The sequence below is a fragment of the Aeromonas salmonicida subsp. salmonicida genome (assembly GCF_001643305.1).
In the GTDB taxonomy this organism is placed as follows: Bacteria; Pseudomonadota; Gammaproteobacteria; order Enterobacterales; family Aeromonadaceae; genus Aeromonas; species Aeromonas salmonicida.
In genome coordinates this window covers 22,595-34,969 of record NZ_LSGW01000088.1, presented here as the reverse complement: position 1 = coordinate 34,969, position 12,375 = coordinate 22,595, and the positions used below count along the sequence as shown (strand labels likewise).

The window sequence follows — 12,375 nt, the reverse complement described above, 5'->3', positions numbered from 1 at the left end:
CTTCCTCTGGAGGCGAGTGCCGCTGAGCTGCGTCCGGCGTTGCGGAGGTCAGCAAGATGGCTGATACCGATCAGGAACGTACCGAACAACCCACGGGCAAACGACTGCAACAGGCCCGGGAAAAAGGGCAGATTGCACGCTCCAAGGAGCTGGGTACTGCCAGCGCCCTGCTGGCGGCTGTTTTCGGTCTGCTGATGGTCAAGGAGAGTCTGGCCAGCGCCATGGTCAAGATCCTCACCATTGGCTTTACTCTGGACCGGGATCAGGCTTTTGATCCCAACGCCATGGGCGCCATGTTGCCGGCCTTGCTAAGGGAGCTTGTCTATCCGCTTGGCCTGCTGTGGATGCTGATCATCCTCTGTTGTGCTCTCATCCCCATAGTGGCCATAGATGTACCCTTCCAGACCTGGAACCACACCCGCCAGCTCAAGATGACCAAGCAGGAAGTGAAAGACGAATTCAAGGACAGCGAAGGTAAACCCGAGGTGAAGGGACGGATACGGCAGTTGCAGATGCAGATGGCGATGCGACGCATGATGGGAGATGTGCCAAAGGCAGACGTCATCATCACCAACCCGACCCACTACTCGGTGGCGCTCAAATACGACATTGCCAAGCCGGGTGCCGCGCCCAAGGTAGTTGCCAAGGGGACAGATGAGATCGCAATGAAGATCAGGGAAATAGCCAGGGAGTACGAGATCCCCATCATGCCGTCCCCGGCACTCACCCGCGCTATCTTTCACTCCACCGAAATTGGGCACGAGATCCCGGAAGGCCTGTTTGCCGCCGTGGCCCAGGTGCTGGCTTATATTTATCAGCTTAAAAAATTCCGTCGTGGCAGCGGCCGGCGCCCCAATCCGATCGCCAAGGATCTGCCCATTCCGCCCGAATTTCGAAAATGACAAACTTCTGACGCAGTCAAAATAAAATCATTTAAAATCAATACATTGAATTGTTGGCTTGATGTTTGCTTTAATCGGATACCAGCAGTTTAAGATTGAGAAAAACGATGAAATTCCAGGCATCATTGGGCCGATTGAAAGAGCACAGGGGATTGCTGACCAAGGGGGTGGGGACACCGCTGCTGGTGCTTGCGTCTCTTGGTATGGTCGTGCTGCCCATCCCGCCGCTGATGCTGGATGTCCTCTTCTCCTTCAATATTGCGCTTTCCATCGTGGTCTTGCTGGTCGCCGTCTATACCCGCCGCCCCCTCGAATTTGCTGCCTTTCCAACCGTTTTGCTGCTCGCTACCTTGCTGCGTCTGGCGCTCAACGTGGCGTCAACCCGGGTGGTCTTGCTGGAAGGTCATAATGGCAGCGCTGCAGCCGGTCATGTGATCGAGGCGTTCGGCAACGTGGTGATCGGTGGCAACTATGCGGTCGGTATCATCGTCTTTACGATCCTGATGATCATCAACTTTGTGGTCATCACCAAGGGTGCGGGGCGGATCGCAGAGGTGAGCGCCCGTTTCACCCTGGATGCCATGCCCGGCAAACAGATGGCCATCGACGCGGATTTGAACGCTGGTCTCATCAACCAGGAAGATGCCAAAAAACGTCGTCAGGATGTGACCCAGGAAGCCGACTTCTACGGCTCCATGGACGGCGCCTCCAAATTTGTGAAAGGGGATGCTATCGCGGGCATCATGATCCTCTTCATCAACATCATCGGCGGTTTCATCATCGGCATGATGCAGCACCAGCTCACCTTTGGTGAAGCGGCTGAAATATATACCCTGCTTGCCATTGGTGACGGTCTGGTTGCCCAGATCCCCTCCCTGCTGCTCTCCATCGCCGCTGCCATCATTGTGACCCGGCAGAATACGGATCAGGACATGGGCACGGCGGTACTGGGTCAGTTGTTTGACAATCCCAAGGCACTGACCATCTCGGCCGGCATCCTGCTGATGATGGGGCTGGTTCCCGGCATGCCACATTTTGCTTTCCTGAGTCTGGGAGCCATCTCTGCCACCGGAGCCTGGTGGCTGCTGCGCCGTGAGAAACGTGCTGCGGCCAAGGCCGCCAAGGGCGAACTGATGCCGGCTACTTCAGAGCAGCCTCATGAGCAGAAAGAGCTGAGCTGGGACGATGTGATGCCGGTGGATATTATCGGGCTGGAGGTGGGCTATCAGCTCATCCCTCTGGTGGATCGCAATCAGGGCGGGGAACTGCTCAGCCGGATCAAAGGGGTGCGCAAGAAACTTTCTCAGGAGCTCGGCTTTCTGGTACCTGCCGTACATATTCGGGACAATCTGGATCTGGCGCCCAATCAATACCGCATCACCTTGATGGGGGTCAGTACCGGCGAGGCCAATGTTTACTATGATAAGGAGATGGCCATCAACCCTGGCCAGGTGTTCGGCCAGATCCAGGGCATCGCCACCCGGGATCCCGCCTTCGGGCTGGAGGCGGTGTGGGTCGCCAAGGAGCAGGTCTCCCAGGCGCAGACCCTGGGTTATACAGTGGTGGATACCGCGACAGTAGTCGCTACCCACTTGAGCCAGATCCTCTCCAACCATGCCGCCTTGCTGCTGGGGCATGACGAGGTGCAGCAACTGCTCGACATGATAGGGAAGCACCAGAGCAAACTGGTGGAAGGATTGGTTCCCGAGGTCATCAGTATGGGTAACCTGGTGAAGGTATTGCAGAATTTGCTCAATGAAGGCGTGCCAATCCGTGATATGCGCACTATCCTGCAGACCCTGGTGGAATATGCCCCGCGCAGCCCGGACCCGGAAGTGCTCACGGCCGCCTGCCGTATCGCCCTGCGCCGCCTGATAGTGCAGGAAATTGCCGGCCCGGATCCCGAGTTACCGGTGATCACATTGTCGCCAGAATTGGAACGTATATTGCATCAATCCCTGCAGGCAGGGGGTGGTGATGGCGCTGGCATAGAGCCGGGCCTGGCGGAGCGGATGCAGCGCTCGCTGGTGGAAGCCACTCAAAGACAAGAACTGGAAGGCCAACCGGCCGTGCTTCTGACATCAGGGATACTGCGCAATACCCTGGCGAAATTTGTCAAGAATGCCATTCCTGGATTACGCGTTCTGTCTTATCAGGAAGTGCCTGATGACAAGCAAATCCGCATCGTCAGTGCGGTAGGACAGAACTAGTTAGCGGAGATGACGGGTGAAGATTAAGCGTTTTTTTGCCAAGGATATGAGAACGGCGCTGGCTGAGGTCAAGGAGACTCTCGGGCCCGATGCCGTCATCATGTCCAACAAGAAAGTCACCGGAGGGGTGGAGATAGTCGCCGCTGTCGATTATCAATCCCAGGTTCCGGGACCCAAAGATGCGCCGGTTCGCCGTCAGTTGAACGATGAGAGCGTCAATATCTCGTCTGCCGGACGGCAGATGACGCGCCCTGCGCCCACCCCGGCCAAGGAACAGAACGAACACTATGCCGATACCCTGGCCGCGCTGCTGGCACGCCAGCAGAAGCTGAATCCATCCAACCCGGCCGGTCTCAACGGTGGGGCTCCGATGGCTGCTGCCGGATCTGCGCCTCGCACCCTGGCCGAACAGGGGCAGTGGGGAGCGGCGCCCGAGCCCGCCAAGCCCAAAGCCAGAGTGGCGACCCCGGGTCGCGCTCCCCAGCCTGCGCCGCGAGAGCAGGAGATGGAAGGGATGCGCAAGGAGATGGCCAGCATTCGCAAGCTGCTTGAGCACCAGATCTCCGGACTGATGTGGCAGGAAGTCGAACGCCGTGAACCTATGCGGGCCCTGCTCATCAAGGAACTCAAGAAGATAGGCTTTGATGATGCGTTTGCCGATCAGCTGGCGGGCCTTATCCCTGAGGATATGTCCATCCATCAGGCCATGGCCCAGTTGGCCGAGGTGCTGACCGCCCAGCTCAAGATCAGCGAAGATGACATTTTACGACAGGGTGGGGCCGTTGCCCTGCTCGGACCGACCGGGGTGGGCAAAACCACCACCATCGCCAAATTGGCGGCTCGTTTTGCCATGAAGTATGGCGCCGAGCAGGTGGCGCTCATCACCACGGACAACTACCGGATTGGTGCCCATGAACAGTTGCAGACCTATGGTCGCATCATGGGGTGTCCGGTTCGGCAGGTGCGTGATGCCGAAGAGCTGGCCAATGCGCTTTATCAGTTCCGCCATCGTCGGCTGGTACTCATCGATACCGCAGGGGTCGGGCAGCGGGATATACGGTTGACCGAGCAGCTCGATACCCTGGTCAAGAATGCCAAGGTTCGCATCCGCAGCTACCTGGTGATGTCAGCCACGTCCCAGCGTCGAGTGATGCAGGAGGCGGTGGACCATTTCCGGCGTATTCCATTAAGCGGCTGCATACTTACTAAATTGGATGAGAGTCTGAATCTGGGCGAAGTGATTAACGTGTGTATCCAGAATGCATTGCCTATCAGCTATATCACTGATGGACAAAGGGTTCCGGAAGATATTCAAGTTGCCAATGCGGCGCAGCTCGTCGGGGCTGCCATGGGCTCGCTGGAGCAGGAAACAGAAGAACCCTATTTCTGGGGGGCAGGCTTTGGCGAGGCCGAAGATTCGGAGTTTTATGAGTAACATACATATGGATCAGGCGAGTGGTCTGCGCAAAATGCGTCAAAACAATCGAGTAAAAGTGATCGCCGTTTCCGGTGGCAAGGGTGGCGTGGGCAAGACCAACGTGACCCTGAACGTGGCGGGTGCCATGGCCGCCCAAGGCAAACGGGTGATGGTGCTGGACGCCGACCTTGGCCTTGCTAACGTTGACGTCATGCTGGGGCTGCGGGTACACCGCAACCTCTCCCATGTGCTGGCCGGCGAGTGCACCATAGACGACATCATAGTCGAGGGGCCCTACGGCATGATGATAGTGCCGGCGACATCAGGTACCCAGTCCATGGTGGAACTCTCCCCGGTGCAGCATGCCGAGCTTATCCGCGCCTTCAGCGAGATGAAGACTCAGGTCGATATCCTGATGGTGGATACTGCGGCGGGCATTTCCGAGATGGTGCTGAGTTTCACTCGCGCGGCTCAGGACATCATGATAGTGGTGTGCGACGAGCCTACCTCCATCACGGATGCCTACGCACTGATCAAGATCCTCTCGAAGGATCACGGCGTGTTTCGCTTCAAGGTGGTAGCCAACATGGTGCGCAGCCTGCGCGAGGGGCAGGAGCTCTATGCCAAGCTGACCCGGGTAACCGATCGTTTTCTGGACACCTCGCTGGAGCTGGTGGCCTGCGTGCCTTACGACACCAACCTGCGGGCTGCGGTGCGCAAGCAGAAGCTGATTGTCGAAGCCTTCCCCAAGTCACCTGCAGCGCTGGCGTTTCGCGCCCTCGCCAACAAGGCGGCAAGCTGGCCCATTCCTAACCAACCCGGCGGTCATCTCGAATTTTTCCTGGAAAATTTGCTGCAAAAGCCGGTCATAGCACAGGAAGGTTCCCGTGAATAAAGCCCAAGCGTACTTGCGTCATCAGGATTCCTATGTGCTGGTCGAGCGTCATGCTCCACTGGTGAAGCGGATTGCCCAGCATTTATTGGCTCGCCTGCCAAGCAGTGTCTTGCTGGATGACCTGATCCAGGCAGGTATGATTGGGCTGCTCGAAGCTTCCCGCAATTTTGACGGCAGCAAGGGCGCCAGTTTTGAGACCTACGCCGGGATCCGCATCCGTGGCTCCATGCTCGACGAGATTCGGCGGGGCGACTGGGTGCCGCGTTCCGTGCATCGCAACAGCCGTGCCATCGCCGAAGCCATCGAAAATGTTGAACAAGCGCATGGCCGTGATGCCCGCGATACCGAGGTGGCGGTCCAGATGGGGGTCAGTCTCGGCGAGTATCACACCATGCTGCAGGATGTCTCCTGCGGCAAGATCATCGGCATCGAGGACCTGGGGGTTAGCGAGGATGTGATTGGTCATCCCGACGATGCTGGAGGCAACAGTGGGTTTGACGAACTGGCAGCTGAGCGTTTTCAAGGTGCTCTTGCCGAACACATTGGACGCTTGCCGGAACGGGAAGCGTTGGTGCTCTCCCTTTACTACGATGAAGAACTGAACTTGCGTGAAATAGGCGAGGTATTGAACGTAAGCGAGTCTCGTGTGAGCCAGATACACAGTCAGGCGATGCACAGATTACGCGCTCGTTTAAGAGATTGGCATGTATAAGTGTTTGTACTAGCTACACTGAAACAAAACTCTAAGGCATAATCCGCAAAACAAAACCTGCGATCTGCATCATGTAAGTGAGCCGCTATGGCGGCTATTTAGGAGGGAATTTTGGACAAGAACATGAAAATCCTCATTGTTGACGATTTTTCAACGATGCGCCGGATTATCAAGAACTTGCTGCGTGACTTGGGATTTAACAATACCCACGAAGCAGATGACGGCAACACGGCCTTGCCAATGTTGAAAAATGGTGATTATCAGTTCGTGGTCACCGACTGGAACATGCCCGGTATGCAAGGTATCGACTTGCTCAAGGCGATTCGCGTCGATGACAAACTCAAGCATCTGCCGGTGCTGATGGTAACGGCTGAAGCCAAGCGCGAACAGATCATTGAAGCCGCCCAGGCGGGCGTCAATGGCTATATCGTCAAGCCTTTCACCGCTGCAACGCTCAAAGAGAAACTCGACAAAATCTTTGAACGAATCGGCTAAGGAGCAGCAGGGATGAAGGCCAAAACGAGTGCAATGATTTCGCTCGATCAGGCAAGGATGCTTGTTGCCCATCTTGAGCAAGGCGAATTTGAACAGGCCGATACCATCATTGCTGATGCATGTGCCCCCAATGCCGCCGCTCTCTTTGACAAAGTGGGTCAACTGACCCGACAACTGCATGATTCCCTACAGGATTTCCGGCTGGATCCGCGGATCCCCGACCTGGCGACCCATGATATTCCCGATGCACGGGAGCGTCTCAGCTACGTTATCGACATGACTGACAAGGCAGCCAACCGCACCATGGATGCGGTGGAAGCCAGCCTGCCGATTGCTGACCGGCTCAATGACAATATTCAGCTGGTTCTGCCCAACTGGAATGCCCTGATGAGCAGGGACATGAATGTCGGACAATTTAAGTCTTTATGTCACCAACTGGATGATTTTATTAAGGCTTCTGAATCTGATGCCGATAAATTACGGCAACTGCTGACAGAAATTCTGATGGCGCAAGATTTTCAGGATTTGACCGGCCAGATGATCCGCAAGGTCATCAAGCTGGTTCAGGAAGTTGAAACAAAATTAATAGAAATGCTGACTATGTTTGGTGAGGCTGCGGCTGAGCATTCATCTCAACGCCTTCCTGTAAGCGGGATTGAAGCCGAAGGCCCCATCATGAACCCTGAGACGCGTTCCGATGTGGTCAATGGTCAGGATGATGTGGACGATCTGCTGTCTAGCCTGGGATTCTAATGGAGTGACGCATGGCCTTCGAAGTTGATGAAGACATACTGCAAGACTTTTTGGTCGAAGCATCCGAAATATTGGAACAGTTGTCCGAACAACTGGTCGACTTGGAAAAGCGACCCGATGACAAGAATCTGTTGAATGCCATATTTCGAGGCTTTCATACCGTTAAAGGCGGCGCCGGTTTTCTCTCTCTGGGAGAATTGGTAGACGTCTGTCACGGTGCCGAAAACGTGTTCGACATCTTGCGCAATGGCAAGCGAACCGTCACTGCCGAGTTGATGGATGTTATTTTGCAGGCACTGGACGCCATCAATGTGATGTTTGCCCAGGTGCAGAATCGCGAACCACCAAGCCCTGCATCCGCCGAAATCCTGCATGATCTGCATGAGCTCTGCAAGCCCGAGGGGCAAGAGCAGCTGCTGACTGCCTCCGCTGGCAATAATGCCCCTGCCCATGGGGAAGAACTGGTTGAGACTGCTGTCATGGTTTCCGAACCCGAGACGGTTGCTGCACCATTGCCCGTCAATGGTGGCGGCTCCATCGATGAAATCTCTGCCGATGAGTTCGAGCGTTTGCTCGATGAATTGCATGGTGCTGGCGGGGCGCCGACCCCGGTTGCCAATTCCATATTGACCGGCACCGGTGACATCACCGACGACGAGTTCGAAGCCTTGCTCGACCAGTTGCATGGTCAGGGTCAGCATAGCGGCGCCCTCGAGGTCAACCCTTTGACGTCGGTACAAAAAGAAGTCGACGAACTTATCGATGACGATGAGTTCGAGCGTCTGCTTGATGAGCTGCATGGTCGTGGCCAGGGACCGAAAACCAGTATCACGCCACCTGCTGCACCGGTAGCAGCCGCCCCAACACCAGCAGCTCCGGTGAGCGCAGCCCCTGCGGCCAAGCCGACGCCTGCGCCTGCACCAAAACCCGCCGCCGCGCCGGCTGTTGCCGCAAAACCGGCCCCAGCCCCCGTCAAACAACCGTCAGCACCGGCAGAAAATGCAGTGCAAAGCGATACCACGGTTCGGGTAGATACCAAGACATTGGACGTCATCATGAACATGGTGGGTGAGCTGGTGCTGGTTCGTAATCGTCTGGTGAGCCTCGGCATCGCCAGCAACGATGAAGACATGTCAAAAGCGGTTGCCAATCTGGACGTGGTGACGGCCGATCTGCAAGGCGCGGTAATGAAAACCCGCATGCAGCCCATCAAAAAAGTATTTGGTCGCTTCCCGCGCGTCGTGCGCGATCTGGCCCGCACTCTCAAGAAAGACATTGAGCTGGTGATGGTCGGGGAAGAGACTGACCTGGATAAAAACCTGGTCGAGGCCCTGGCCGATCCGCTGGTTCACTTGGTACGCAACTCCTGTGACCATGGGGTAGAGATGCCGGATGTTCGTGAAAAAGCGGGCAAGCCACGTCAGGGCACCATTACCCTGAGTGCCTCCCAGCAGGGTGACCACATCCTGCTTTGTATCGAGGATGATGGTGCCGGCATGGATCCGGAGAAGCTCAAGTCCATCGCCATCAGTCGTGGTGTGCTGGATGCAGACAGTGCGGCTCGTATGAGTGACAACGATGCCTACAACCTGATTTTTGCGCCTGGTTTCTCTACCAAGTCAGAGATATCCGATATTTCAGGCCGTGGTGTCGGTATGGATGTGGTGAAAACCAGTATTGTGAGCCTGAATGGCTCCGTCTATATCGATTCAACCTGGGGTAAAGGGACCCGCCTCGAGATCAAGGTGCCTTTGACGCTGGCGATCTTGCCGACGCTGATGGTGGAAGTGGGTGAACAGACGTTTGCCTTGCCGCTGGGGTGTGTGAACGAGATTTTCCATCTGGACCTCAAAAAGGCCAACGTGGTGGATGGTCAGCTCACTATCATAGTGCGTGACAAGGCCATTCCGCTCTTTTACCTGCACAAGTGGCTGGTGAAAGGGACGAACAAGAAATCACGGCAGGATACGGGCCATGTGGTGATAGTGCAGATTGGCACCCAGCAGATAGGTTTTGTCGTGGATAACCTGATTGGTCAGGAAGAGGTGGTGATCAAGCCGCTGGACAACCTGCTGCAAGGAACCCCTGGCATGGCCGGGGCCACTATCACCAGTGATGGTGGTATCGCACTCATTCTGGATGTGCCGAGTCTGCTCAAAGCGTATGCGCGTAGACATTGATAGCTCAGGCCCAAGGAGTTAGAAAAATAACAATGGCAGTCAAGGTACTAGTTGTCGACGATTCGAGCTTCTTCCGCCGCCGGGTCAGTGAAATCATCAATCAGGATCCCATGCTGACGGTGATAGACACGGCCCAAAATGGACGGGAGGCAGTAGACAAAGCGCTGGCTCTGCGGCCTGATGTGATCACCATGGACATAGAGATGCCCGTGATGGATGGCATCAGCGCCGTACGCGAGATCATGGCCAAGTGTCCCACTCCGATCCTGATGTTCTCCTCTCTGACCCATGAAGGGGCCAAGGCCACGCTCGATGCGCTGGATGCCGGTGCTCTCGACTTTCTGCCCAAGAAATTTGAAGACATTGCCCGTGACAAGGATGAGGCGATCCGGCTGTTGCAACAACGGGTCAAGGATATTTCGCGCAAGCGCTTCCTGATGGTGGCACCGGCTCGAGTCAAAGCGCCGGAACCTGCTGCTCGCAGCCCATTGGGCAGTTCGCTGTCACGTCCTGGTGATCGTCAGGCCGAGCCACAGCGGAGTGTGCCGGCGGTGGCGTTCAAGCGCAGTGGCAAGACTTATCAGTTGGTGGCTATCGGTACCTCCACCGGCGGCCCGGTTGCACTGCAAAATGTGTTGACCAAGCTGCCCGCTGATTTTCCTCACCCCATATTGCTTATCCAGCATATGCCGGCGACCTTTACCGCCGCCTTTGCCGCTCGTCTCAATGGCCTGTGCCAGATCGGGGTCAAAGAGGCGGAAGATGGTGATGTGCTCAAACCCGGCCATGCCTATCTGGCGCCCGGTGGCAAGCAGATGCTGCTGGAAGGGCGTGGTGTCGGAGCCCGAATCCGGATTGTCGAGGGTAACGACAAGGTCAACTACAAGCCTTGTGTCGATATTACCTTTGCTTCAGCAGCCAAAACCTATGCCGACAAGGTGCTTGCCATCGTATTGACCGGCATGGGGGCCGATGGCCGAGATGGCGCTCGCCTGCTCAAGGAGCAGGGCTCTACCATCTGGGCTCAGGATGAAGCGTCCTGTGTCGTATATGGTATGCCGCAAGCCGTCGCCAAGGCGGGTATCGCCACTGAATCACTGCCGCTGGATCGGGTGGCACAGCGTATTCTGGTTGAGCTGGGTCGCTAAAGATGGGTATGTTCGGCCTGATCCTGGCGTTGGGAGCCATTGCCATTGCCCAGTTGTGGCATGGCGGCACCCTGCTCACCCTGCTCGATGGCCCTGCCTTTGTCATCGTGGTTGGTGGCACCTGGGGCGCGGTCATTTTGCAGACACCACGCAAATATCTGCTTGAAGCAATCAGGCAGTTGCGCTGGATGTTGCTCCCTCCTGCCTGGGATCTGCTCAATCAAGCCGAGCGGCTGCAGGGATGGGCTGTGTTTGCCCGTCAGCAGGGACTGTTGGCGCTGGAAAATCAGGCCGATCAGGAGAGTGACGAGTTCACCCGTCAGGGCCTCACCATGATAGTGGACGGGGTATCGATAGAGGATATCCGCATGTTGCTGGAAGCGGACATCGATATCGAGCAGGAGCGCAACGAGCACTCCGCCCGGGTCTTTGAGGCGATGGGGGGATATAGTCCGACCATTGGCATCATAGGTGCAGTGATAGGTCTGATCCAGGCCATGTTCAATCTGGAAGATCCCGCAGCTCTTGGTGCCGGAATTGCCGTTGCCTTTGTTGCCACCATCTATGGGGTCGGATTTGCCAACCTCTTTTATTTACCGATTGCCAATCGTCTGCGCGCCTTTCACTATCATTACGCTCTGTTTCAGGAGATGACGCTGGAAGGTTTGATGGCGATTGCTCACGGCGAAAATGGCCCGCAGGTTGAACGGCGGTTGAAGGCTTATCTGAAAGGAGAGTAGCCATGCGCAAGCGCTATCGTTTGCACCTGCAAGGTCGAGAGCACCTCGATCGATGGCTGGTTTCCTATGCCGACTATATGACGCTGATCTTTGCTCTGTTCGTGGTGCTCTACTCGGTGGCGCTGGTCAACAAAGACAAGTATCGCGCCGTCATTGATGGCATGACTCAGGCTTTCAATGTCATGCCGCCACGCAGCGATGGCTTGCTGGAAGGGCTGGGGACATCCCTGTTGAACGGCGAGGTCTCTGCCGCATCTGCAGTGCTGGAGAGTGCCAGACAAGACTCTCCTTCGATTGCTCCCATCTCTGGTGTTCCCATCAAGCAAGATGGTACGACTCTTGCGACGATAGATACCCAATTGCAGGAAAACATGGGCTCACTGGTGGAGGCGGGGGTAGTCAAGCTCACGCTGGATGACAACTGGTTGACGGTAGAGCTGAGCTCTGGACTCTTGTTTGGTAGTGGCAGTGCCTTTATGAGCACTAATGCCGAGCCTGTGCTCAATACTCTTTCAAGTATTCTCAAACCGGTCGATAACTATGTGAGAGTGCGAGGCTACACAGATAACCAGCAGATAAATAATGAAATTTTCCGCTCAAACTGGACGTTGTCAGCGGCAAGAGCGGAGGCCGTGCTCACGGCTCTCATCGCCAAGGGGGTTGCCCCCCAGCGGCTTGCTTACGAGGCCTATGGCGAGTTTTCTCCCTTTGCCGGGAATGACAGCGAGCAGGGGCGTTTACAGAATCGCAAGGTGGTGGTCGCTATTTCCAAGTTCGCCTGGGTGCCACCCGCCCCCGCTCCTGTCAAGCCTGTGACGGTGGAGCCGGTTCCCGCAGTGCAACAGGCAGTCGAGGCAGGCGAGGTCAAGGTGATCACTCTGCCAGGTGGTGGCATACGTATAACAACAAGGCAGGATTGATAC

The 12,375-nt window shown here is 56.2% G+C and carries 11 protein-coding genes; all 11 read left to right on the top strand.

The annotated features are described in order from the left end of the window. Positions 1–56 precede the first annotated feature (56 nt). The 11 genes from flhB (at position 57) to AXW79_RS16570 (ending at position 12,372) form a co-directional block, all read left to right on the top strand. Complete coding sequence (gene flhB / locus AXW79_RS16620) at positions 57–902, top strand: flagellar type III secretion system protein FlhB (protein ID WP_005319305.1); 846 nt, start codon at positions 57–59, stop codon at positions 900–902. A 107-nt stretch (positions 903–1,009) separates the two neighbouring features. Beyond that, positions 1,010–3,112: a flagellar biosynthesis protein FlhA gene (gene flhA, locus AXW79_RS16615; protein WP_011898508.1), complete on the top strand. Its 2,103-nt coding sequence runs from the start codon at positions 1,010–1,012 to the stop codon at positions 3,110–3,112. 16 nt (positions 3,113–3,128) lie between these two features. After that, positions 3,129–4,547 carry a flagellar biosynthesis protein FlhF gene (gene flhF / locus AXW79_RS16610; protein WP_005319300.1) on the top strand — a complete coding sequence of 473 codons (1,419 nt, stop codon included), beginning with the start codon at positions 3,129–3,131 and terminating at the stop codon, positions 4,545–4,547. Further along, on the top strand, positions 4,540–5,424 hold the full coding sequence (locus tag AXW79_RS16605; RefSeq protein ID WP_034523505.1) for a MinD/ParA family protein: 885 nt from the start codon (positions 4,540–4,542) through the stop codon (positions 5,422–5,424). Before flhF ends, AXW79_RS16605 begins: the two co-directional genes overlap by 8 nt. Further along, entirely contained in the window at positions 5,417–6,136 is a 720-nt protein-coding gene (locus AXW79_RS16600) for an RNA polymerase sigma factor FliA (protein WP_005319297.1), read from the top strand. Before AXW79_RS16605 ends, AXW79_RS16600 begins: the two co-directional genes overlap by 8 nt. 123 nt (positions 6,137–6,259) lie before the next feature. Beyond that, on the top strand, positions 6,260–6,631 hold the full coding sequence (gene cheY / locus AXW79_RS16595) for a chemotaxis response regulator CheY (RefSeq protein WP_425267348.1): 372 nt from the start codon (positions 6,260–6,262) through the stop codon (positions 6,629–6,631). Positions 6,632–6,643: 12 nt separating this feature from the next. Then, positions 6,644–7,384, top strand: a complete 741-nt coding sequence (locus tag AXW79_RS16590; RefSeq protein WP_005319293.1) for a protein phosphatase CheZ — start codon at positions 6,644–6,646, stop codon at positions 7,382–7,384. 11 nt (positions 7,385–7,395) lie between these two features. Further along, entirely contained in the window at positions 7,396–9,564 is a 2,169-nt protein-coding gene (locus tag AXW79_RS16585) for a chemotaxis protein CheA (RefSeq protein ID WP_005319290.1), read from the top strand. 32 nt (positions 9,565–9,596) lie between these two features. After that, positions 9,597–10,712 carry a protein-glutamate methylesterase/protein-glutamine glutaminase gene (locus tag AXW79_RS16580; RefSeq protein WP_005319287.1) on the top strand — a complete coding sequence of 372 codons (1,116 nt, stop codon included), beginning with the start codon at positions 9,597–9,599 and terminating at the stop codon, positions 10,710–10,712. A gap of 2 nt (positions 10,713–10,714) precedes the next feature. Continuing rightward, a complete protein-coding gene (locus tag AXW79_RS16575; protein ID WP_011898510.1) occupies positions 10,715–11,452 on the top strand; it encodes a flagellar motor protein in 738 nt (245 codons plus the stop codon). A 2-nt stretch (positions 11,453–11,454) separates the two neighbouring features. Then, entirely contained in the window at positions 11,455–12,372 is a 918-nt protein-coding gene (locus AXW79_RS16570) for a flagellar motor protein MotB (RefSeq protein ID WP_005319281.1), read from the top strand. Positions 12,373–12,375 lie beyond the last annotated feature (3 nt).